This is a genomic window from Granulicella sp. S190 (assembly GCF_009766095.1).
GTDB lineage: Bacteria > Acidobacteriota > Terriglobia > Terriglobales > Acidobacteriaceae > Edaphobacter.
In genome coordinates, this window is record NZ_LMUD01000023.1 from 420,928 (window position 1) to 444,195 (window position 23,268).

The window sequence follows — 23,268 nt, forward strand, 5'->3', positions numbered from 1 at the left end:
CTTCAAGCACACTCTTGTCGAAGTCACATCACTTCTCCACAAGGAGTGATTGGTGAAATTAGCAAAACACCATGTTGGTGCGCTGGTCGATCTCGATCCTGCATGTCTGAAGTTGATTGAGGAAAACGCAGGAGCCCTACCCCCTGAACGATTATCCATCGACGAAGCCAGAGCTGAGATGCGATTTGGGCAAGACACCTTATGGACGGACTACCCGGTCTTCTGCGAGCGAATAACACATGCAGGTTGCCAGATTGATCTGATCCGATCACACAGCGCGCCTGCCATCAGTCCTGTTGTGTTTTTTTTCCACGGAGGAGGCTGGGTTATGGGCGATCGGCAGACACATGCCTACCTGATTGCCGAGCTCGCCGTGCGCTCGAAACTTGTAATTGCTTCGGTTGCTTATCCCCTGGCTCCTGAGGTCCAATTCCCTCATAACCTTGAAGCTGCCTATGCCGCCGTAAAAAAGGTTCTTTCTGCCGCGGGGGATCTTCGTTTGCAACGATCTCGCTTCGCTTTTGTCGGCGATAGCGCCGGAGGCAATCTGGCGGCTGCGCTCACTTTGAAGGCGAAGCAAGAGAGTGACCCACAGCCGGCGTTGCAAGTTCTGCTCTATCCAGTCTTATCTGCGTCTATGGATACCGAAAGCTACGAGTCATTCGGAGACACACTCAATCTAACGAGATCAACGATGAGATGGTTCTGGAATCAGTACGTCCCAGAACCATCCCATCGTTCCCATCCATTAGCTTCGCTGTGCCTTGCATCAGACGTTGATCTTGTGGGCTTGGCGCCCGCTCTCATTCTTACCAGTGAGTTTGACATACTTAGGGACGAGGGCGAAGCGTACGCGAAGCGTCTTCGCCGAGTTGGTGTCCCAGTAACCGCTTTGCGAAGTCTGGGCATGTTGCATGGGTTTCTCGTGGTTGAGAACTTGGCCAAGACTAAAACAGGCGACATGGTTTTGCAGCTCGTTGCCAATGAATTGACAAGAGCCTTAGCTTAGATGCTCACTACTTGGAGTGAATCTGGGGTGGGGCCTGAGTTCGAGCAACTGCAGCATCTTCCTTCTAGGATCTTAGAAAAATGCGAATCGCTTCCTGGCTCTTTTCCGCACTGCTCATGCTGTCCTCCCTCTCTCGAGCATCTGTTTGTACTCCGCATTTTGCACCGGAACAAAATAAAGAACTAGGTTGGCAAGGTGGAGATGCGGCTTATTCCATTCCGTTGAATGACGGGCGTAGTGTCTGGATCTTCGGCGACACCCTCTATGGGGAGCAACGAGTGGTTCACGGTACTGAGCCGCGGATGGTTCATAACAGTCTCGGTATCTCGACCTGCGATGCGAACGGAGACTGGCATCTCCAGTACGTGATAAGGCACGATGCGGAGGGACATGCCCAAAGCTATTTCTCTCCAGCGAATCCTCGCCACTGGTATTGGGCGATGGATGGTTTCGTCGCACAAGGAGATCTGTGGGTCTTACTTCTTTGCGTTGAGCCTGCAACCTCTCCTGCTCCCGCTGCCATGAACTTCAAAACATGTGGATCGGATCTCGCTCAGCTGAGTCACCTCGACCGCGGTCCCCAATCCTGGGATGTCAAGATCCACAGTCTTGTTCCCGATGGAATAGGGGCTTATCCATCAGCTACAGCCGTCGTGCATGATAACTTCGCCTACTTGTTTGCAATCTATGAGTCTGGAAAGCGTCCTCTAGTAGCAGCACGAATTCCACTGACCGGCCTTGACCAGCCTGCCTCCAATCTTCAATATCTCGCGTCGGACGGCGTTTGGAAAAAAGGTTTCATGCCGAAAAATGCTCAAAAGATTATGGAGTTGGGGAGTACTGAGCTTTCGATTCGATATCACCCAGAGCTAAAGCAGTGGAGAGCCGTCATGTTTGAACCGAGCGGATTCTCCGACAAAATCCTTATGCGAACCGCCCCTGAACTCACAGGCCCTTGGACAGACGGACAGTTTATCTATAATGTACCCGAGATGTCCCCTGGGCCCACACGAGACAAGAACACGTTTTGCTATGCAGCAAAGGAACATCCGGAGTTTGAGCAAAAAGGACAACTCCTATTTACGTATGTGTGCAACACGATGGACGTCCCTTCGCTCGCCACCAACACAAAGATCTATCTCCCGCAGGTAGTCACAATGCCTATGCCGCGATAACGATTCTTCTTGGATGCTGTCAGCGGGTAACCGCTTGCTTCTTCAAGCGAGAGAAGCCTGGTGCATAGTGTCGCCGTCTACCAGGTACAGCTTAGTGTCTGCAATCCGAACTGTGGAATGCGAAGATGTACTCCGGGGCGTCCGCCTTCAACAGTACGAATCTCAAGGTTCCGTTTACTCGTTCCATCCAGCTCGATGACGTCAACGTGCTTAGGCCTTGTTCCGAAAGTTACAACATGGTCAGCTTCAACGCTCTCCGCGTTGAAGAGACGCACTACCAGCTGCTCTTTTTCGACCAACATTGCGGAGACCTCAACGCCGGGACTATCAATCTGCATTAGCGAAAAGGAATTTTCGGTTTCGTCAGTTTTTCCATCCATCAACGCAGTGACCGGCGGCTCGCAGAATCTGCTGTTTTCGCGGGATATACCTGCTCTTTCCCAGCCGCCTCGATGTGGAACGATCGCGTAACTAATCTTCTGCTCTCCCCTAAGAGGATGCTTTCCCCACCAAAATCCTCCTTCCCATGCCCAACCTAAAACGAGACCCAAAGGATGTTCAGGTCCTTGACTGTATGCGGTCGTATGGTCTGTCATCAACGCGATACCGTAGCGTTCTTCCGCGTCCACGACGTCAACCCAATTGACTATGATGTTGTGTTTTATCTCATCCCATCGTTGGAAAAAAGTATCTGCGTTCCGGCTGCGGCACACATCAAAGGCAGCGTTCTTGTAGAGTGCGTTACTCCTAAACGACACAGGGAAGAGCGCCTGGAGCTTCCACCTGCCGTCGTTCTGAGAACGTCTTTGCTCACTGCTTCTATTCTCGGGTTTGATGTCCCAAGGGTCGCCGATCCAGGTATCCTGCTCGAAGATGAAGCCAACCTGAAAGTCGATACGTTGTTGTCCCTCCGCTATCGAAATTGTGGTGCGGTAAGGAATGCCGCCCACTTGGCCGCTGACTTCCACCGTCGCTCGCACGGGGCCACTCTCAATGATTTTTACCTGTGCTGGTGAATCAGTGCTGCTTCTCCAGCCTTGTTGTGAGATGAAGTAGCCTCTGTATTCGTTGAACGTGCGATCGGATTTAGCGTCGCAGAACTCGTAATCAAGTTGTTTTGCCCAAAGATTGGTGATCGCGCCGCCTTTTTTCGGATCGATGCGAAGACGGTAAAGATCGCTCTCCATGACAGTCGTTCCGTCGATCTCGGTTGTCACCGAGACCTTTCCCTGCAAGTCCTTTGCGGCTTGCCTATACCTAGGAGTCAACCGATAGCTTGCGTAACCTATCGACGGCATCTTCGCGCGAAAGGAGACCACCGCATCATTGATTCCGTCTGTCGAACTAGATTTATCGCCTTTCTCGGGATAGATAGAGCGCGAGCGACTAAGTTCGCCCAGGACATCCTGGGAAAAATATCGTCTTGTAATGGATAACTGGCTGGGAATAATAGATCCCGAGGCATCTGTTACCTCGATGCCAGTAGTTCCGGGGTCAGTTGCCAGGGATACTCTGACAAGATCGTCACGTTCGAAGGGTAGCGTGTTGATCGTTCGCACCCACTGGGCGCCCAGCGGGCTTTGGATAGGGTCCGCCTTGCCATGGCCTAGAGCAGAGGCTGCTCCTTGAATAATCTGTTCTGCCGATTGCTCGGCGTTGAGAGTATCCGAGGCAACTTGAAAAGCCCATGCCTGACGTCCTTGCCGTGTCGTCGCCGTGATCCATGCATCATGAGCTTGGCTCAGGAGCAAATCGTCCCACGCTTCGCGAAGCTCCTGTTCTGGCCACTGCGACGCGCCATGCATAAAGCCAATAGAAGCTACCTTCTCGGCGAGGATCAATCGGTTCTCTGCTGAACGAACCTGTTGAGCAACAGCTTGTAAGGTGGGATTGCCCCATGGAAGTGTTACAAGGATGTCTTCAATCCCGAAGTGCCAATCCTTTGCCGGCTTATCGGCGATCTTGTGGATGTACTCTTGCCATGTTGCGAATCGTACAAAGGGCTCATTCACTCTAGGCTTTGCAGGCCAGCCCAGATCCTGAAAACACATTCCTGCCGGATGAGGTATTCCATTCTCGACGCATTTCGCGGCAAACTCTGCGGTTCCAACAATAGATTCGGTCTCAAAGACCTTTTGCAATCTCTCGACCGCATATCTCGGCACGGCGGTAATCGTACTTCCGTCAGATCCTACCCAATTGACTAGATCAGCGTCGAATCCCGCTGAATAGCCACCCCATGCCGTGCTGGCGTCTCTCAAGACCGCTCCATCGAATTTGAGAGAGCGAAGGATCTGTGGCAGACAAGAAGCCCAGCAAGGTTCTTGAACCGCATAAGTCGTGACCGATGCAGACGGATATTGTTGATGAATTACCTGTAGTCCTCGCTGCAGCTGGCGAATGTTGCTCTCCCCGCCGATTGCCCATCCATACGGTTGAGCAAAGGTTCCTGCAACCATCTCAATCCGTCGATTCACGGAACGGTCAGCCAGGTAGGTTCCTAACTCTTCGAACGCCTGCGGATCCTCTCTTTTCAACGCCTCCCAAGAAGAAGGTTCGATATCCAGACTTAGCTTCCAACCTGTGAATCTTCTCATTGCGCTCAGGATGTCTCGCCAACTCCCAGGCGGCATGTGACCTTTTATCCCTCCGTGGTAGCCATCCATGTAAAAGAGAGTTGGTGTGTCTCCGGCTCCTTTTAGGAGCGACGTTCCAGCTTGCAACTTCGCGGTTGTGAGGCTGAGTGCAATCGTCTGGACAAATCTTCTTCGAGTAACCATAAGTGAAATGACGTCCCCCCACTGCTCTGACAATCAATATGTTCTGAATGGTAACGCTTCCAATAAACACCGACGTTAGCCGGAAGGAGCTTTTGCTGTCAAGGAGCTCTACAGTCGACTCTTTTTGTATTCCTGATCACAAGCCTGCTAGCTGGTCCAACCAGCTACGAAGGCAATACCTTGAGTTCTAGGCCATTGATTGCCTATCAAGCTTCAATCGCGCCACAATCTTTGATTGACAAAAGCAGATCACAGTGGATAAAGTCTTGCCTTCATGGTATCGCTACCATAAACCGTAGTCTCTGGAGACCAACGATGCGACGCTTTTCCCTCATCTTCGTATTTTTCGCAGCCGTCGCATTGTGCTACGGACAAACCAACACAGGCACAATTCTTGGAACAGTAAAAGATTCCAACGGATACCTTGTTCCTGGTGCGAAGATCACCATTCAGAATCAAGGAACAGGCCTCATGCAAAACCTGACCTCCGATTTAGGAGGAAGCTTTATATCAACCCCTCTGCCGCTTGGAAACTACAAGGTGACGGTTGCCACCAGCGGCTTTGAGGCAGAGGTAAAAGAGGGACTGACCCTCCAGGTCTCCGATCGTCTGCAACTCCCTTTCGTGCTTCATCCCGGGGACGTGAAGCAGACCGTCGTCGTCTCCCAGCAGGCACCTCTCGTCGACGCGGCCTCGACAACCCTCGGAGGCATCGTAAGTAAACAGCAGGTCGCGGATCTTCCGATCAATGGAAGGAGCGTGACGGACCTGCTCGCCTTGGTTCCTGGCGTAGAACTTCGCGGGAACTCCAATCAACTTAGTGTTGGTGGACAGGGTACTGATACGAATGAGGGCGGCCTACACTTTCTGCTGGATGGCGGTGACGCCAGCCGAGTTGACTTCGACGATGTAGGAAATACTTACGGCTCAAGCGCCGGACGCGTATCGCGCGCGAGCGTGGACGCAGTAGAGGAATTCCGGGTTTACACAGACTCCTACTCCGCCGAATATGGAAAAACACAGGGCGGCGTCGTCAACCTCATCACAAAATCAGGAACGAATCAGCTCCACGGAAGCCTGTTTGAGTATTTTAGAAACGACATATTCGATGCGCGGGATTACTTCAATCAGGAACCCAACAAGAAGCCAGCCTATCGTCTCAATCAGTTCGGAGGAACTCTAGGCGGCCCGATCGTCCACGATAAAATCTTCTTCTTTGTAGACTACGAAGGAGTCCGGCAGAGGAGCGGAAGCATCTTGAATGCTGTCGTACCCACTGCAGAGGCACGCGCTGCCGCAGTTCCCGTCATACAACAAGCCCTCTCCCAACTACCGCTGCCTAATGGCCCGATCTCGTCCTCTGATCCGCGCTTCGGACAATACATCATAGGAATCTCAAATCCCCTCACGGAGAACACTGGTATCGGTAAAATCGATTGGCAGATAACACCCTCTGATCGACTGACCGGTCGCTATAACGTCAATCAAAATCAGACGGACACGTTTACCGGCGTTGCAATTGGCCAAGTGCAGAGCGCACCTGGATTTATGCAGCTCGGAATGCTTGGCTATACGCACACCTTTACTCCTCATGTCGTGAACGAGGCAAACTTTTACTTCAACCGATTCCACGTCGATCCACGGGCGTCAAACGTAGCTTCAGTGCTGGTTGAACCGATCATCAGCTTTGGTGAAGGGGCTGGTGTCGGACCAGGACTGTTTGATCTCCACGTCGCAAACAATTCATTTACCTGGCAGGACAATCTCACATGGGTACGCGGTCGCCAGCAGATAAAAATTGGTGGAGAGGCTGTTCGCAACCAGGACAATAAAGAACTCGGCTATCAAATGACGGTGAGCTTTCTTACTTTTTCGGCAGCCCAGCAAAACCAGGCCTTCTCTGATGGCACTCTTGGTTTTCCCCGTATCGGAATAAGAAACACCTATTACAGCGCCTTCCTCCAGGACAACATTCAAGTGAGCCCGAAGCTTACCCTCAATATGGGACTTCGATATCAGTACGACACTTCTCCCACTGAAGCGCACAACCGAATCGCAAACTTCAACTTCGAAACCGGCGCCCTCGACCCTGTTGGAGGCTCTGTGCTGGACGCACCGAATCTGAACTTTGCCCCTCGATTCGGTGTTGCTTATAGCATCGGCTCCTCCGGAAACACTGTTATACGGGGCGGCTTTGGCCTCTTCTTCTCCGATCTGAATGCAGGCAATCTAGCTCAAAATATTCCTAGTAATACAGGTCTAGGGTTTAGCGCATCGGTGAATAATCTTCAGGTTCCCGGTCTTGTCGGTTTGCCATTTCCGAATCTCGGCTCTTTCAGTCTTCCGACCACAAGCTTCTCGGCAATCGTAAAAAACTATCAGGAGCCATATTCAGAAAAATGGAACCTCAACTTTCAGCAGGCAATCGGGAAGAGCGCTATGGTTCAGTTCGGCTACATCGGAGCCCGTGGACTCCATCTCATCGAGGGGTATGACGCCAACAGACTCTTTCCCGGAGGAGCGAGCCGTCCGTATCCGCAGTACGGAAGCATCAATACCAACACTACCTCTGCAATCTCGAGCTATAACGCGTTCCAGGCGCAGTTCAAGAAGCGTTGGGACAATGGTCTCACCTTCAACGCCAACTACACGCTATCTCATTCCCTCGACGATGCACCGACTGTCTTCGGTTCCTATCAGGACGATCACAACCCGATCGCCGACTATGGCAATTCTGATTTCGATGTAAGACACAATATTGAACTCGATGCCAGTTATGCCATTCCTGCGGCGTCACGTGTCCCAAAGATCATTGGCGCGGGCTGGCAATACAACACTATTGCAACACTACGCAGCGGATTCCCCTATGACGTTACGTGCGGATGCGATCCGCTCAATGTTGGTCAAGCGAGCTCTCGCGCTGATCTTGTCGCAGGCGTACCCACCAAGCCATCGAGCTTTAGCATTCCTTTCAATCAACTGAACCTCGCTGCTTTTGCCACGCCAGTCGGTCACTTTGGCACGGAAGGCCGAAACATTTTTTACGGCCCTGACGCGGTCAACTTTGATATGTCCCTTTTCAAGACGTTCAAGGTTTTCGAGAAGCAGCAGGTGATCTTTCGAGCCGAGGCATTCAACATCTTCAATCACCCCCAGTTCAGCAACCCCAACGCGGGGCTCAACAATGTCCCGCAGTTCGGCCAAACCACGAATACGATCAGTACATTAGAAGGCTTCCACACCAGTCGGCAATTTCAATTCGCGCTGCGATATTCTTTCTAGTCGCTTCTGCTCGCCGTCGAAGATATCTCAGGTCATAAGGCCGGAGATATCTTCGACGGCATAGTTTTTCCGCGGAGTTATTTGTGGATACAAACCTGTCTCATCGCGTATTACACGGTTGTCTCTCCTCAGTGCTTTATTTCCCTGGTCCAAAGCAACCTAGGTAAATCAAGTCTGGACGTAATACGTTCGATCAATCAGCAATCGGCGCAAGCACCAGCGTTGCCCTCGACGATCCACTCGAAGGTACGGAAGATATTCCCCAACCAGCGTATCCCTTACTCTCTGCGGGCTGAGAAATCGATAGACTGCAAGAGGGTCGCAACGCCACATTGAAGATATTGACGAGGGAAAAGTATGGGTTCGAAGTTGAAAGCAGGAGTCACCTCGAGTAGCAGACGCAGCTTTCTCAAAGCGACGGGTTTAGCGGCGGTCGGTTCTGCGATTGCCGCTCCCATTGCATCAAGCGCTGCAGACGATGCTGCGGACCTCCGGGTTGAGCCCTCATCAGCCGCGAGCCAAACGCCGGTCGAGATGGTGAATCTACTGCAGGGAACCGAATCGACGCCCGTCTTCTCACGAGGCAACACGTTGCCGATCGCGGCGCTGCCGTTTGGCATGGGGCACTGGACACTCGAATCAAGAGCCGACCATCCATGGATGTTCCAGCCTAAGGATCACCGAGTCCAGGGCTTCCGGTGTACTCATCAGTTGAGTCCTTGGCTCTCAGACTACGGTTACGCCGTCTTCCTGCCATTTAGTGGAGAGGCTGATCCTGCGCCGGCTGCTCGAGCCTCCTCCTATCGTCCTGAAGATGCGAAACTATCCCCGCACTCCCTTGAACTCTATCTCCTCCGATACCGGATCAGAGCCGAGTTGGTTCCAACCGAACGCTGTGCAGTTATCACCGCCACGTACGAGGATCAGGAAGATCCTGGTTTTATGTTCGATATTCCCGGCACAAGCGGGATCGTTCAACCGGATGTTGCTGACCAGAGCATTGCGTTTCAATCGCTAGCTAACTCTGGAGGCGTGCCGGAAAACTTCGCGGCATTTTATGTCTTGCGCTTCGATAAAAGATGGAAGAGCTTCGAGTTGAAAGAGCAAAAAGGGCGTCGCGTCGGGGTTGTTCGCTTCGAGGCTACGGTGAAGGCGATCGAAGTGCGGATCGCGACCTCATTTATCTCTTTCCATCAAGCAAACCGGAATCTCGATCTTGAAATAGGCCACCGTTCCGTTGTCGAGCTTCGTGAGAGTGCAGCGAAGATCTGGAATCAACATCTCACTCGTGTTGAAATCGAGGGCGGATCCGAAGATCAGAGACGAATCTTCTACTCGTGCCTGTATCGAACTTTATTATTTCCACGAATCTGGCACGAGCCAGACGACAAAGGACAGTCCCAGCACTTTAGCCCATACACTGGCAAGCTGACCCCAGGCGTTATGTACGCCGATCATGGCTATTGGGACGTCTACCGAGCTTGGTATCCTCTCATGTCGATTCTCTTTCCTGAGCGTCTTGGAGAGATTCTCCAAGCCTGGGTTAACGTCTACAAAGAAGGCGGCTGGCTTCCGCAATTTCCATGTCCGGGCTATCGGGCCTGCATGACGGGTAGCCTCATCGACTCAGTATTTGGCGATGCGGCGGCCAAAGGCATCCGTGGCTTCGATCTTCAAAGCGCCTATGAAGGGCTAAGGAAACATGCAACCACCCCCGGTGATCCGGCGAAAGGTTACGGACGAGTCGGGCTGGAGGAATACCTCAAATTCAACTACGTTCCAGCCGATCATGTCGAGCAATCTGCGGTAGAGACAGCCGATGCTGCTTATGGGGATTTCTGCATCGCCCAGGTAGCCAAGGCATTAGGCAAGCAGGAGGACTATGCCTTCTTTATGAAGCGTTCAGAGAATTGGCGCAATTTGTTCGACAGCAAAACCGGCTTTCTTCGCGGCAAGAACGAAGATGGCTCATGGCTGGAGCCATTCGACAAGATTCGATGGGGCAGTCCTTATGTCGAAGGTTCGGCTTGGCAACATCGGTGGGACGTGCCACATAATCTTCCCGGTCTATTTGAAGCTATGGGCGGAAAGGATAAAGCCGTTGCTGCATTAGACAAGATGCTTGCTCTCCCGCCTGCCTTCCATGTTGGAGCGTACGGGCAGGAGATCCACGAAATGTCCGAGATGGCGGCGGTCAAATTCGGTCAGTACGCGCACAGCAATCAGCCTGTGCATCACGTGCTCTATATCTTCGCTGCCGCCGGACGTCCTGATAGAACGCAATACTGGGTAAGGCGAGTGATGCAGGAGCTCTACACAAAAGATACTTTTGCCGGGGACGAAGATACCGGATCGATGGCCGCCTGGTTTGTATTAAGTTCGCTGGGGTTTTATCCCTCTTGTCCCGGTAGAGCCGACTACACCTTCGGCAGCCCGCTCTTCGACAAAGCAACGATTCATCTTGACGGAGGCAAAACCCTGTTGATCGAGGCCAGACAAAATAGCCAGACCAATGTGTTCGTAAAGGGAGTGAAGTACAACGGCGAAGCTGTCACCGAAACCACGATGGATCATGCCAGGCTAGTCAGCGGCGGCAAGCTCGTCTTCGACATGTTCGCCGGATAAGGCAGAAGCCAGTCGACATTATTTGGGCCGGTGTCACCACTTAGCTGTACCAAGCAGCCGCGTGGTGTCGCAAGGTCGATGTCGGACGATGCCACAACATCCTCAGAACTCAAATGCACCTGATTTGACGCGGCTCTCCAGCGTTCCTATACTTCTCCACACTCGTAGCGGCGGTTCAAGGAGAAAGTCTATGTCAAAGCGTCTGCTGTTGTTCATACTCTTAATTGCCGCCGCCGTTCGTGGCGGATATGCACAGGAAGCATGGAAAGGTCATCATCAACCCACTCTCATTTCGCAGCAGAGTGGCACGACACAGCTGCTGATTGCTGTCAGTCCGGTGAACTCCCGCGTCGTCTGGGCAGCCGGAGCCGGCGGTACGTACGTGGTTACGACCGATGGCGGTTCGACCTGGAAGTCAGGAGTCGTACCGGGCGCCGAAGGTCTGCAATTCCGTGATGTGCAAGGCGTAAGTGAGCGGGTCGCATATCTCATGTCGATCGGGGACAACACCGGCGACTTTCGCATCTACAAGACGGAAGACGCGGGCGCGCATTGGACCGTTCAGTTTACGAATAAGACGACGAATGCCTTTTATGACTGCTTCGCGTTCTGGGGGCCGGATCGCGGCGTCGCGCACAGCGACTCAGTCAACGGAGTATTTCCCGACATTCGCACCGATGATGGCACGACCTGGCACTCGATCGCTCGCAGTATGCCACCTGCCCTGCCAGGCGAAGCTTCGTTTTCCTCCAGTGGGACATGCATCACTACAGAAGGGTGGCAAAACGCCTGGATTGCAACCGGCGGCTCAAGCATCGCCAGAATCCTGGCGACCCGGGATGGAGGCTACACGTGGAATGCGTATGACACTCCGTTCGTAAGCAATGCCAATGCGGGCGCTCTCTCGGTAGCGTTCCGCGATCCTTGGCACGGCATCGTGGGTGGCGGCGATTTGACCAACGACAGCGCCACGCAGGCGGCAACCTCGGACAATGGCGGCCAGCGCTGGACCCTTACGACCAAGCCTCCAATTCCAGGAGCAATCTTCTGTCTCGCTTACGTGCGTGGCGTAGAACACCGTGACGATTGGCGCCATCGCGACGACTTCGACCACGAACATGACCGGAGTGTGGTGATCACGACGGAGACTCAGCCGAACTTCAGCTCTGGGGCAGCTGCCTGGAGTCCGGATGAAGGTCATACCTGGATCAAACTGCCGGAGGTGAGCGGTTATTGGGCGGTCGCTTTTGCAAATCCAGAGGCCGGATGGTTTGTCGGCAACAATGGTCAGATCTTGAAGATCAGCTTCTAGAGGACGCTGCAGGATCTCGTTGTGCTTTTTCATGGCAAGCTTTCTGTTCATGCATCGCGTAGACCTAAGCGCTGCGGAAACTCGTCGGCTTCGTCCGGTGCGGTGTCGAGTGTGGACTGAGCCAGGAGATTAGCGTGTGCTCTTTGCAGAGTGAGATGCGTTCCGACCAAGAGAATTGTTGTGGCGAGGAGGTGCGTCGCAGAGCCTTCGATCCACGCTTCCTTCGCAACCAGGATTGAGACGAAGATTGGGAAGAGCACAAGGTAGCGGAGGACTGCCAGAGGAAGATCGTTTACTGAACTTTTGTGGAGTTGAGTAAACGGTATGGCGCGCACGGAGAACAGCAGGATGTCGGGAAGAAGAAGAGACAGGCCTATTGCTACAAGGAGTTGCCCTGTCGTTGTGCGGGGTATTTGCATGCTGGCTGGTGATAGCGAGTGAAGGAGAAGAACGGTGCCACTGCAAATGAGGAATGTGGTGAGAGAGATCCAGAGGTAGGCGCCTGCGAGGTGGCCGGATCGCGGACGCCCGATGAGGACGCGGAAGAGCCATGAGCCGCGGCGATCGACTGGAGCTGCGAGGACGGATCGAAGGCCGGCGACTGTGAAGAAGGCGACAATCGGAATTGCAGAGCGAATGCCGTCGGGCAGCAGGGCTATGTGGATGTGGCCGGGTTCGACCTGGAGGGTGACCATCTGGGCCAGGGCAAGCGCAACGCTGAGGCCACCGAAGATAGCGAGGCTGATGCGTTGACGCTGTCCGCGCAGGATGGTCTGGCTGATGAAGTGGAAGACGGCTCGCTGCGAGGGATGGCGCAGAAGGGTGGAATGAAGGAGGCGGCGGATGAGATTGGTTCCACTGCTCCTGGTACTTATTGCGGCGGAGCCCTCGATAAGCTGACGGACGCGGCGGCGATAGGCGAGAGGATAGGTCAGCAAGGTACACGCCAACATTATGACGAGTGCGTAGCAGCCGGTTCGCGCCAGGTCGTGGAAGATAGCGGGAGTTGACGCTCCGTCGAGGAGGTACTCGTAGATGCCGAGGAACCAGAAGGGCGGAAAGTAGCGGATGGCGGGGCTGCCCGAGGTCAACAGAGCTTCCAGCGATCCCGCCACGGTGGGGCAGAGCAGAAGAACCGCCAGCAAGACCATGATGGAGAGGCCCTGGAGCAGCGGGGTGATGCGGCGGAAGAGGCCTTCGCCGACGGTGTTCAGGAGAATGCCTTGAAGGGAGAGGAAGGTGGCTGCGGCAAAGATTCCGCTGATGGTGACGGCGACGAAGTGGGAGAAGAGATGACGGAGGAAGTTGTGCTGCTCGGCGGCGAGGGGAAGAAAGAGTGTGCCCAGGATGCTGGTGCCGACTTGAACGAGGAGAAGAAATACTGCGAGCGCAAGGACGCGCGCGAAGAAGAGTTTGCGGTTGGGGATGGGGAGAACCGAGAGAACGAAGATGTCCAGAGTGTCGGGGAAGAGCAGATCCCACTCGTACACCGTGGCCGCTCCCATGACGACGAAGGAGTAGATGACGTAGAAGGAGTGGTCTCCTGCCTGCGACCAGAAGGGACGATGCAGCGGGGCGGGTGGAAAGGCGTGATAGGCAGGAAAGAGAAAGAGCGAGACGATGAGGGTTGGCAGCGCGACGGCGGCTGCGATCTGCATGACGCGCTTAGTCTCATCGTCTGAGGCGAGAAGCTCGTTGTGGAAGAAACGATGGAGGATGTGGCGCACCAGAACTTCGAACCTGCTCTGCACTCGCGCGGGGGGTGCGGTATGCGCCTGCACGGCAAGTGATAGGACGGGATGCCGAGGTGGAGCTAAGAGGCCGTGACGCTCAGACATGGTGCACCGCCATGGTCTGGACCAGCTCCTGTGCGACGCTCTGCGTGTCCTGCTGCTTGACCAGTTGCGCGAAGACGCTCTCGAGGTTTGCCAGTGCGAGCGAGGTTTTGAGTTCGGAGGGTGGTGCATCAGCCAGGATCCTCCCCTTCGCAATGACGATGACACGATGGCAGACCAGTTCGACGACCTCGAGGACATGGGAGATGTAGAGGATGGCTTTGCCTTGAGCGGCGAGTTGTTGCAAGAGGTCTTTGAAGAGGCGGGCCGAGAGTACGTCCAGTCCGGAGAGCGGCTCGTCGAAGATCAGCAGCTTTGGGTCATGCAAAAGAGCCGCCGCGATGAGGATGCGCTGCTTCATGCCCTTGGAGTAGAGCGAGATGGGCGAGTGTCGCCAGGATTCGAGGCCGAGGAGCGCGAGCAGCCGGTTGGCTTTGAGATCGATGAGCGGCTCTTCCATCTCGCGCAGGCGGCCTACCAGTTGGAGATATTCGAGTCCGGAGAGATGAGTGTAGACGTGCGCCTCTTCAGGCACGTAGCCGAAGGAGGCTCGATAGTGGTCGAGGTTGAGGCGAATGCTTTTACCTTCAAAGAGAACCTGGCCGGTGTTGGGTTCGAGCAGGCCGGTAACGATTTTTACAGTGGTGGACTTGCCGGAGCCGTTGGGGCCAACGTAGCCGACGATCTCGCCGGCGCGGATAGTGAAGGCGACGTTGTCGATTGCGGGAAGGCCGCGATAGCTCTTGCAGAGTGCTTTGACTTCGAGCATGGAGGGTTCCTCTGCACCCTATGTAGCATTCATAATAGGGGCTAGTCAAGTAGCTTGCTACATAGGTATAGTTCTGCCATGGCAGCGGAGACGAAGCTCTCGCACACGGCGGCGATGATTCTGCAGGCGGTGAACGCTGGATATGTCTACGGCTTCAGCGTGATGGAGATGACCGGCCTGCCGAGCGGTACGGTGTATCCGGCGATGAGAAGGCTGGAGCGCGATGAGTTGATCCGGTCGAGCTGGGAGCAGCAGGCGATTGCAGATGCGGGGCAGCGGCCGCCGAGAAAATATTACAAGCTCACCAGGTCGGGCAAGCTGACGCTCGAGGCTTCGCGCAAGCGTTATCCACTGCTTGCGAAGTTGATTCCTTCGGAGCAGGAGGAGCAGGTATGACGCTGCGACCTTCGGCACTCTGCGAGTTGTTGTGTCTCGCACTCCTGCGTGGCGCATCGTTGCTGGTGCCAGCGCGGCAGCGAGAGGAGTGGTGGAGAGAGTGGCGAGCGGAGCTTTGGCACGTGCGCCGAACGTACACCGCAGAACAGAGCTTCTCGTGGATGGCGGAACGAGAGGTTGCGGCGTTTTGCCTCGGCGCTCTTCCGGATGCTCTCAGTTTTCGAGAGCAGTTCCAGCAGAGGCGCATCCCTTTGGCGACGACGATGGGGTCGGCAACGCAGTGCGTTCAGGTGCTCTTCGGACTGATCGCCATCAGCTATGGTGTTGCGATGCTGTTGCCGGAGGTTTCGGCGATCCTGCACTTCTCGGCTTATCGCGACACAAAAAACCTGATGCTTCTTCGTGACGCGCACTCCTCCGACGATTCGGTGGCAACGATCTCGGCGGAGCAGTACCAGGTTTGGAAGCGACGTCGACAGGAGTTGTTCAACGGATTTGCTTTCTACCAGGTTGCCGAGCAGTCTCTCTCGATAGAGAATAGCGTCGCGACTAAAGGCGCGGTTGCTTCTGCGAGCTCTAATCTCTTCGACCTGCTCGGTCTGCGTGTGCGCTACGCTCGTGAGGCTCCCGGCTCGCTTCCCCGGTTGATCCTCAGCGAGCAGATGTGGAAGCGGCGATTTGGCGGCGATCCTCACATCTTCGGACGGATGGTGCAGGTGGGGTCGGAGTCCGCGATGGTGAGTGGTGTGGTAGACCCTGGAGAGTGGAGGCTGCCAGGCAAGACCGATGCGTGGTTGTTGCTCCCACATGACCTTGGCTTCTCTGAGAGGGTGGGATTTGTGGTGGCACATCTTCAGTCGCCGCACGCGGACTGGGGAGAGGCATGGCACATGTCTGCGCCAACGCCTGCGGGCACGGCGAACGACTTCTTCTGCGAGTCTCTTACTGAGAGAACCAGAGGACCGGGAGATGTCTTTCTCTTTGCGGTTCTGCTGGCGTGCCTGGCGTTGCCGGCGACGACGTCGCTTCCCCTCGGGGAGTACAGGGCTAGCTCGCGACGGCTTTCCCGGTTCACCAGAGTCCGCCGCTGGAGTTTTCTTGGCTGCAAGCTGGTGCTACTGCTGCCGATCGTCTACTTCGTGTCGCTGGATCTTGCTCATCTGCGCAGCGGGATGGATCCGGTTACGTCGGAGTACATTCAGCTGCTGTCTGCGTTCTCAGTGTGTCTCTTTGGGCTGCGCTGGAGTCTGCGCGACCAGCGGCAACGGTGCCCGGTATGTCTGGGAAAGTTGACGAATCCGGCTCGGGTAGGTCAGCCGTCGAGAAGCTTTCTGGACTGGAACGGAACCGAGCTCATCTGCGTCAGCGGACATGGTTTGTTGCATGTTCCCGAGATGGCTACGAGCTGGTTCAGTGAGCAGAGGTGGCTATATCTCGATGCGTCGTGGGAGATCTTGTTTGCCGAACCCGGATTCGTCACGCCGGGCTACTTCTGACGACAAAATGGAACGGCTGCTGTCGCGCTGATCTAATTTCATTGGGCGGCGGTGAAGCGTTGGGTGTCGATGGAGCGTCTCCTGTTCAGACGATTTTTTGCCTGTGGGAGGGGAGAACCCATTTTGGTACAGGTTATCCACTGCTATTTGATGAGGTTAGGAGATTTAGGTCTTGATTGGCGTAGGTTTCGAAGGCATACTCCAGAGAGGGTTCAGACCAGTGAGCTCTGAGACGGTGCCAACAGAGACACCACGTGAACCGATATAGCCGTCAAGACGTAATCCGGATCCTCCACTTGCAGGCACGCCAGATCACGGCGTGGGAGCGAGCCGGGCTCATCTCCCCTCATGAAGAGTATTCGTTTGAAGCGCTGGGGCAGCTGCGGCGGCTGCGCGATCTGCAGGCCACGACGAAGATCTCCGCGAAAAATATTCGAGCCTCGGTGGAGGCGATGCAGCGTTTGGGGGGAGTGCGCAACCCCTTGCTGGAGGCGAGTTTTGTGCGCCGCGGGTCGCGGCTCAGCTTCAGGCATGGCGGGGCGCTGATGGATCCGGTCACACAGCAGCTCGCTTTTGATTTCGAGGTCGCTCCGGCGCGGCAGCTTCGCGTCGTGGGAGCAGGCGATGCTTCGTTGCGTCAGGCCGCCGAGGTGCAGGAGATGTTTCTGCGGGCAGTACAGCTAGAAGAGAACCCTGCGACGATCCAGGAGGCGGTTGAGGTCTACCAGGCGATTCTTGTGATACGGCCGCAGCATGCGCCTGCGCTTATCAATCTGGGGACGATTCACTACAATCTGCGCCGGTTTGAAGAGGCGGAAGAGCTCTATCGGCTGGCGACGCAGGCCGATCCAGAGTATGCGCTGGCGTTCTTCGATCTGGGCAATGTACTGGATGAGATGCAACGGCTCGCGGAGGCAACGACTGCGTATCAGAAGGCGGTGGCGCTGGTTCCACAGTATGCCGATGCGCACTACAATCTGGCGTTGGCGTATGAACGGCAAGGACAGCGACGGCGAGCGTTGCGACATTGGCTGGCGTATGTTCGGCTTGACCCGGTGGGACCGTGGGCGAATCATGCGAAAGAGCAGGCACGTAAGATTTTGAACACCGAGAAGCTCTCGATCGTCAGCCGGCGTGGGCGGTTGGTGAAGGTCGCCGGCTAGCGGCTCGTTCTCTTCTTTCAGACATTTCTTTAGACATTTTTTCTGCAGATACTCTGCCGCGTTCGCGGTGTGAATGGCTATTCAGTCGTGTGTCTCAAATGCTAGACTCACCTTTTCCTGAATACGGTTTGAGGTGAGTGGATGTCGCAGCAGGTTGGTCCGATGGCGTTGACGCAGTTGGGGGATGATGAGCAGCTGTTTCGCGATACGATACGGCGGTTTGCGGTGGAGCAGATTGGCCCGCTGGTGCGCGGGATGGATGAGTCGCAGCAGATGGATGCCGGGCTTATTCGCAAACTCTTCGAACTTGGGCTGATGGGGATTGAGATTCCCGAGGAATATGGCGGGGCCGGCGGCACGTTCTTCAACGCGATTCTCGCGGTCGAGGAGATCTCCGCGGTGGACCCGTCGGTCGGTGTGATGGTCGATGTGCAGAACACGCTGTGCGTCAACGCGCTGGTGCGCTGGGCCAACGAGGAGCAGAAGAAGAGATATCTGACGCGGCTTGCGACGGACACGATCGGCTCCTATGCGCTGAGTGAGGCCTCGTCCGGCTCGGATGCGTTCGCGCTGCAGATGCGTGCGGTGAAGCGCGGCGACGATTACGTTCTCAACGGGCAGAAGCTGTGGATCACAAATGCGAAGGAGGCAGGGCTGTTTATCGTTTTCGCCACAATTGATCCAGCTGCTGGCTACAAAGGGATTACTGCATTTCTGGTGGAGAAGGGCGCGCCTGGGTTTACGCTCGGCAAGAAGGAAGACAAGCTAGGCATCAGGGCTTCGAGCACGTGCGAACTGATCTTCAACGACTGCGTGGTGCCAGCCGCGCAGGTGCTGGGCGAGCCGGGTAAAGGATACAAGATCGCCATCGAGACTTTGAACGAAGGGCGAATCGGGATCGGGTCGCAGATGCTTGGCCTGGCGCAAGGAGCGTGGGGGTACGCTGCGAAGTGGGCGAAGGAGCGGAAGCAGTTTGGCAAGGCGCTGGTGGAGTTTCAAGCTATGCAGTTTCAGCTGGCCGAGATGGCGACGGAGATTGAAGCGGCGAGGTTGATGGTCTATAACGCTGCGAGGTTGAAGGATGCGAAGCAGGAGTTTTTGAAGGAGGCGGCGATGTGCAAATACTTCACGTCGCAGGTCGCCGAGCGCGTGGCGAGCCTTGCGGTGGAGGTGTACGGCGGGTCCGGCTTTGTGAAGGACTACCCGGTCGAGAAACTCTATCGCGACGCCAAGATCGGCAAGATCTACGAGGGAACGTCGTTTATGCAGTTGGGGACGATTGCAAAGTTGATGCTCGGGAAGATCTAGAGCCTTCGCGCAGCAGCGGTGCCATAGCCGAATGTCCTCCAAAGCTTTACACTGGAGGTAGAGCTTTGGTATGACCACTCCTATAAAATCTGAACCTCGCGCCCCGCTGCCTTTCCTGGGATTGGCCTGTGCGGTCGGCGTATCGACGATCTACTATAACCAGCCGCTTTTGTTGGAGATGAGCCGGACGTATGGGGTGACGCCGGGGCATGTCGGCTTCGTCGCGGTCGCAACCCAGGTTGGCTATGCGTTGGGGTTGCTGGCTTTCGTCCCGTTGGGCGATGTGCTGGAACGTCGTGCGCTGATGATGCGGATGTATGGCGCGGAGGCGGTGGCACTGCTGCTGGTCGCGCTGGCTCCTGGGCTTAGCTGGCTGATTGTGGCGAGTGTGCTGCTTGGGTTGTTTGCTTCGGTGACTCATGTGGCGTTGCCGATTGCGCCGGATCTGGTCTCGCATGAACAGCGTGGTCGTGCGATTGGCACTGTGATGACCGGTCTGTTGCTGGGTATTCTGCTGGCGCGCACCTTCGCGGGTTGGGTGAGCGGAATCCATGGATGGCGCTGGGTGTTCGTGGTTGCGGCGGTGATGAATGCTGCGTTCGTCCCGCTGATGGGGAAAGTGATGCCCAAGCTGCCGCCGAAGGAGCGTCTGCTCTATTCGGACGCGATGAAGTCGCTTTGGACGCTCTTCCGCACGCAGCCTTTGCTTCGAGAGTCCTCGATCATTGGGGCGCTGGCTTTTGCTTCGTTCAGTTGCTTCTGGACGACTCTGGCGTTCGTACTGCACAGTCACTATGGCCTGGGCGCGGGGGTTGCCGGCACTTTCGGGGTGGTGGGGGCGGCGGGCGCACTGGTAGCACCACTTGCTGGAAGGCTGTCGGATAAACATGGCTCCCGGTGGGTGGTTTCGGTTGGCATGGGCCTGCTGGCGGTCTCGTATGTCTTGCTGTGGGTGGAGGAGGCCGCGAGACTCTCGACGACCTTCCACATTCTTGCGCTGGTGGTTGGGGTGCTTGTGCTCGATGTGGGGGCGCAGATGACGCAGGTGGCGAACCAGACGCGAATCTTCGGGCTGGTACCTTCGGCGCGCAGCAGGCTCAATACGGTGTACATGACGGTGTACTTTACCGGGGCGGCGGTGGGGTCGGCCATGGCTACCGTGGCCTGGGTGCACTGGAGATGGAACGGCGTGTGCTGCCTGGCGATTGGTTTCATCGCACTGGCGGGGCTGCGGCATGTGACCGGAGACCGCAGTGCCGGAGGGAGACATCCTCATGTTGCGGAAGAAGATCTTTTGCTTGAGGCCTAATCGGCTGGAGGCGCGAGGTGGTGGTGAGCGAGGCAGGGATCGAACCTGCAACCGTCAGCTTAGAAGGCTGATGCTCTATCCAATTGAGCTACTCGCCCGCGCGCGTCTCTTTTGATTGTAGCGGGGATGGGGAGCCTTCTGGTTTCAAAAAATGAAGGCGGCTAACCCAGTGCAAGATCTTTGCTGCGCAAGAGGGCGACGACGGCGTCGAGCGCGGCGGCCCAGCTCTCTTCTGCTGCCTGGGCATCATGGCCGACAGCTTTTATGTAGAGGCTGATGGCAAATCCCTCCTGCGGTCCGGTGAGGTCGACGAGAGCTGGCCGGATGATGCAATCGAGCATGGCATAGGGATGGTCGAGCGGGGCGGCGTGGCGCGTGAGCCGGTGCATCATCTGCTCCATCTGATGGTAAGAGGCGAAGAGGGACCGCTCGCGCCAGAGCAGATCGATGTAGCTGCCAAAGCCTTCGGGTGCATCGTCTATGGTCACGTCAAGGTTCATGCGAAGGTGGTCGAGCTCTTCTGCGTCGAGCGACCACGCATCACATTTTGCGGTGAAGATCGGGGAGCGTGGAGCGTTGAGAGCGCGCAGTGCGTGCATCAGGGGAGGGTGTTGCTCTACCTCGGGGAGATGATCGAGATCGTATGGATTTTCCCGTAGATCGATGAAGCGGCGATTGCCGGCGGGATCGGATGGGTCAGACCAGGGAACGACAAGAACGGGATCGTCTGCGGAACATTCGGCGGACCAGTCAGAGAGCATTAGGAACTATCTTAGCGTCACCGGCAGAGGTTGAGCGCAGCAGTTATGCGTTGGCGAGCAGGAACCTTAGCAGGGTGTGCTCGGCCCAGTAGCCGTCGTAGCCGGTGTCGGCATCGGGCTGGGCGAGAAAGGCGCAGTGTCCGCCGTGGTGGGTGGTGATGAGACGGATGTTGGGGTTTGCTTCGAGCTTGCTGCAACTCTCGTCCGTGATGCGGACGAAGGGATCGTCGAGCGCGTGAAGGATGAGAGTGGGCACGGCGATACGATCGATCACGCGGGCAGCAGCGGCGCGGTAGTAGTAGTCGTCCGCACCGGTGAAGCCGGAGTAGACGGCGGTGATGCGATCATCCAACTCGCGCAGAGAACGGATTCCTCGGGCAAGTTTCAGATCGTAGAGGTGGGGAAAGAGCATGACTTTGCGGCGATAACGGCGAAGCAGAGCGTGAAGAAACTTCATCTCGTAGACGCGATTATGTGGGCGGTGCAGGGCGTCGGCGGAGGGGCCAAGGTCGAGTGCGGGGGAGACGCCAATGACAGAGTGCAGCTCATGCGGTGCCGCGGCGCCGAGCTCTCCGGCAAGCTTCAGAACCAGGTTGCCTCCCATCGAGTAGCCAATCAGTGAGATCGACTGCAGGTCGTGCCGGGCCACGAAGAAGTTCATCACCGCAAGCACATCGTTCGAGAGGCCGGAGTGATAAAGAGTCGGCGAGAGAGCCTCGGTGCCTCCGCAGTTACGCATGTTCATGCGAATGATATTGCAACCGGCGCGCCACAGCTTGTTCGAGTTGCCGACGACGTACTGCGAGTTCGATGAGCCCTCGAGGCCATGAACGATGATGGCTGTTGGCCGAGAGGAGCGGACCTCCTCTGGCTGCCAGTGGCAGTGGCAGAGGACTTGACTTGCGATCTGGGTATCGGTGGCAGGGGAGACCTCGACCAGTTGTGCTTCCGGCGCGGGCAGATCGTTGGATCTCGGGAGGTAGTTGCCCATGATCGTCTGCAGATGTCCGTTGATGAGGAAGCGCCGAGGTTGAAACTCTGCAGCGTGGCTTACGATGCTCTCTCTCTCCGCTGTTGGCGTCACTGTTTCTCCGCGAGAGCCTGAACGCGAGCGAGAAACTGGGTTGCGTTCAGTGCGCCCGTAGGTTCGTCTTCGTGCTTGAAGTAGACGTAGACATCGCGGTCGGCGGCAAGCGCTGCGAATCGTTTTGCAAAGGCGTCGATCTCGGTTGCCGAGTATCCAGAGTTTCGCCGCAGCCGATAGCAGATGTGGCTGGCTGAGGTCTGCACCTCTGGCGTCAAAAGATCGTCGCTCTCGGCGATGCAGAGAGCCGCATTATGCTCGCGTAACACCGCGTAGATGCTCTCCTGGAACCACGACTCGTGACGGAACTCAAATGCGACAGCCGGAGCGCCTTTTCCTTGAAGCGAAGAAAGAAAGAGAAAGGAACTGAGCAGCTCGGCATCAGCCTTCAGGTTGGGAGGAAGTTGAAAGAGCAGCAGGCCTAGTTTGCCTGCCTGGCGAACCGGTTCGAGAGTCGCAACAAACTGAGCGACCGGTTCGTCGCAGCCGCGCAATCGCTTGAGGTGAGTGATCCGCTGCGGCGCTTTGAAGCTGAAGCTAAATCCTGGTGGAGTCGCGGCCAGCCAATTCTCAAGTATCTTCGCCGTCGGGAGGGCGCGAAAGGTGTAGTTCACTTCGACTGAGGTGAGCTGAGAGGCGTAAAACTGAAGGAAGTTTTTTGCAGGGGTGCCAGCAGGATAGAAGTCCGGCTTCCAAGTCGGATAAGCCCAGCCCGAGGTTCCGGCGTAGAGGCGCGCCAAAGATCTGGGAGGAGCTACCGGGACGGGCGTGGAAGAGGCTTTAGGCATGCGGGGCAAGGTCGATCCGCAGTCTGCAAAGATTGGAAAATTTTGGGGCGGCTAGTGGGTTTCGAACCCACGACATCCGCTGCCACAGAGCGGCGTTCTGCCACTGAACTATAGCCGCCGTATACTGGAATTATAGCACTGGCAGGCTGCAGGGCAATCCCGCGGCGTGACAGGGA

16 protein-coding genes and 2 tRNA genes are annotated in these 23,268 nt (G+C 56.0%); 10 read left to right on the forward strand and 8 right to left on the reverse strand.

Annotated elements, in window-relative coordinates; genetic code table 11:
* Positions 1 to 52 precede the first annotated feature (52 nt).
* Together GSQ94_RS15195 and GSQ94_RS15200 are read left to right on the forward strand one after the other, a co-directional pair.
* Positions 53 to 1,009: an alpha/beta hydrolase gene (locus tag GSQ94_RS15195; RefSeq protein ID WP_158944691.1), complete on the forward strand. Its 957-nt coding sequence runs from the start codon at positions 53 to 55 to the stop codon at positions 1,007 to 1,009.
* 80 nt (positions 1,010 to 1,089) lie between these two features.
* Positions 1,090 to 2,184 carry a DUF4185 domain-containing protein gene (locus GSQ94_RS15200; protein WP_158944692.1) on the forward strand — a complete coding sequence of 365 codons (1,095 nt, stop codon included), beginning with the start codon at positions 1,090 to 1,092 and terminating at the stop codon, positions 2,182 to 2,184.
* A 77-nt stretch (positions 2,185 to 2,261) separates the two neighbouring features.
* Here the strand turns inward: GSQ94_RS15200 and GSQ94_RS15205 are convergent, their stop codons facing one another.
* On the reverse strand, positions 2,262 to 4,781 hold the full coding sequence (locus GSQ94_RS15205) for a glycoside hydrolase family 38 C-terminal domain-containing protein (protein ID WP_158944693.1): 2,520 nt from the start codon (positions 4,779 to 4,781) through the stop codon (positions 2,262 to 2,264).
* A 498-nt stretch (positions 4,782 to 5,279) separates the two neighbouring features.
* On the opposite strand from GSQ94_RS15205, the gene GSQ94_RS15210 reads away from it, so the two are divergent.
* From GSQ94_RS15210 to GSQ94_RS15220, 3 genes are all read left to right on the forward strand, one after another.
* Positions 5,280 to 8,246, forward strand: a complete 2,967-nt coding sequence (locus tag GSQ94_RS15210) for a TonB-dependent receptor (RefSeq protein ID WP_158944694.1) — start codon at positions 5,280 to 5,282, stop codon at positions 8,244 to 8,246.
* Between the two features lie 357 nt (positions 8,247 to 8,603).
* Positions 8,604 to 10,871, forward strand: a complete 2,268-nt coding sequence (locus tag GSQ94_RS15215; protein WP_158944695.1) for a GH92 family glycosyl hydrolase — start codon at positions 8,604 to 8,606, stop codon at positions 10,869 to 10,871.
* A 190-nt stretch (positions 10,872 to 11,061) separates the two neighbouring features.
* On the forward strand, positions 11,062 to 12,183 hold the full coding sequence (locus tag GSQ94_RS15220; protein WP_158944696.1) for an oxidoreductase: 1,122 nt from the start codon (positions 11,062 to 11,064) through the stop codon (positions 12,181 to 12,183).
* 47 nt (positions 12,184 to 12,230) lie between these two features.
* Here GSQ94_RS15220 and GSQ94_RS15225 read toward each other — a convergent pair whose 3' ends face one another.
* Entirely contained in the window at positions 12,231 to 14,021 is a 1,791-nt protein-coding gene (locus GSQ94_RS15225; RefSeq protein ID WP_158944697.1) for a hypothetical protein, read from the reverse strand.
* Positions 14,014 to 14,787, reverse strand: a complete 774-nt coding sequence (locus tag GSQ94_RS15230; RefSeq protein WP_158944698.1) for an ABC transporter ATP-binding protein — start codon at positions 14,785 to 14,787, stop codon at positions 14,014 to 14,016. Before GSQ94_RS15230 ends, GSQ94_RS15225 begins: the two co-directional genes overlap by 8 nt.
* A gap of 78 nt (positions 14,788 to 14,865) precedes the next feature.
* Here GSQ94_RS15230 and GSQ94_RS15235 point away from each other — a divergent pair, with 78 nt between their 5' ends.
* The 5 genes from GSQ94_RS15235 to GSQ94_RS15255 all read left to right on the forward strand — a co-directional run bounded on the left by GSQ94_RS15235 (position 14,866) and on the right by GSQ94_RS15255 (position 20,459).
* The gene (locus GSQ94_RS15235; protein WP_158944699.1) at positions 14,866 to 15,183 is read left to right on the forward strand and encodes a PadR family transcriptional regulator; all 318 of its coding nucleotides are present in this window, start codon (positions 14,866 to 14,868) and stop codon (positions 15,181 to 15,183) included.
* Positions 15,180 to 16,679 (forward strand): hypothetical protein, encoded by a 1,500-nt coding sequence (locus tag GSQ94_RS15240; protein ID WP_158944700.1) that lies wholly within the window; start codon positions 15,180 to 15,182, stop codon positions 16,677 to 16,679. Before GSQ94_RS15235 ends, GSQ94_RS15240 begins: the two co-directional genes overlap by 4 nt.
* Positions 16,680 to 16,933: 254 nt before the next feature.
* Positions 16,934 to 17,842 (forward strand): tetratricopeptide repeat protein, encoded by a 909-nt coding sequence (locus tag GSQ94_RS15245; protein ID WP_256369979.1) that lies wholly within the window; start codon positions 16,934 to 16,936, stop codon positions 17,840 to 17,842.
* A gap of 141 nt (positions 17,843 to 17,983) precedes the next feature.
* A complete protein-coding gene (locus GSQ94_RS15250) occupies positions 17,984 to 19,150 on the forward strand; it encodes an acyl-CoA dehydrogenase (protein ID WP_158944702.1) in 1,167 nt (388 codons plus the stop codon).
* Positions 19,151 to 19,220: 70 nt separating this feature from the next.
* Positions 19,221 to 20,459, forward strand: a complete 1,239-nt coding sequence (locus GSQ94_RS15255) for an MFS transporter (protein ID WP_158944703.1) — start codon at positions 19,221 to 19,223, stop codon at positions 20,457 to 20,459.
* Between the two features lie 21 nt (positions 20,460 to 20,480).
* Here the strand turns inward: GSQ94_RS15255 and GSQ94_RS15260 are convergent.
* The 5 genes from GSQ94_RS15260 to GSQ94_RS15280 all read right to left on the reverse strand — a co-directional run bounded on the left by GSQ94_RS15260 (position 20,481) and on the right by GSQ94_RS15280 (position 23,210).
* Positions 20,481 to 20,557 (reverse strand) — tRNA-Arg (locus tag GSQ94_RS15260).
* A 63-nt stretch (positions 20,558 to 20,620) separates the two neighbouring features.
* Positions 20,621 to 21,220 (reverse strand): hypothetical protein, encoded by a 600-nt coding sequence (locus GSQ94_RS15265; protein WP_158944704.1) that lies wholly within the window; start codon positions 21,218 to 21,220, stop codon positions 20,621 to 20,623.
* Positions 21,221 to 21,263: 43 nt separating this feature from the next.
* Positions 21,264 to 22,304 (reverse strand): YheT family hydrolase, encoded by a 1,041-nt coding sequence (locus tag GSQ94_RS15270; protein WP_254063896.1) that lies wholly within the window; start codon positions 22,302 to 22,304, stop codon positions 21,264 to 21,266.
* Positions 22,301 to 23,092, reverse strand: coding sequence for a DUF72 domain-containing protein (locus GSQ94_RS15275; RefSeq protein WP_158944705.1), 792 nt, complete (start codon positions 23,090 to 23,092; stop codon positions 22,301 to 22,303). Before GSQ94_RS15275 ends, GSQ94_RS15270 begins: the two co-directional genes overlap by 4 nt.
* 43 nt (positions 23,093 to 23,135) lie before the next feature.
* Positions 23,136 to 23,210, reverse strand: a tRNA-His gene (locus tag GSQ94_RS15280).
* Positions 23,211 to 23,268: the final 58 nt, after the last annotated feature.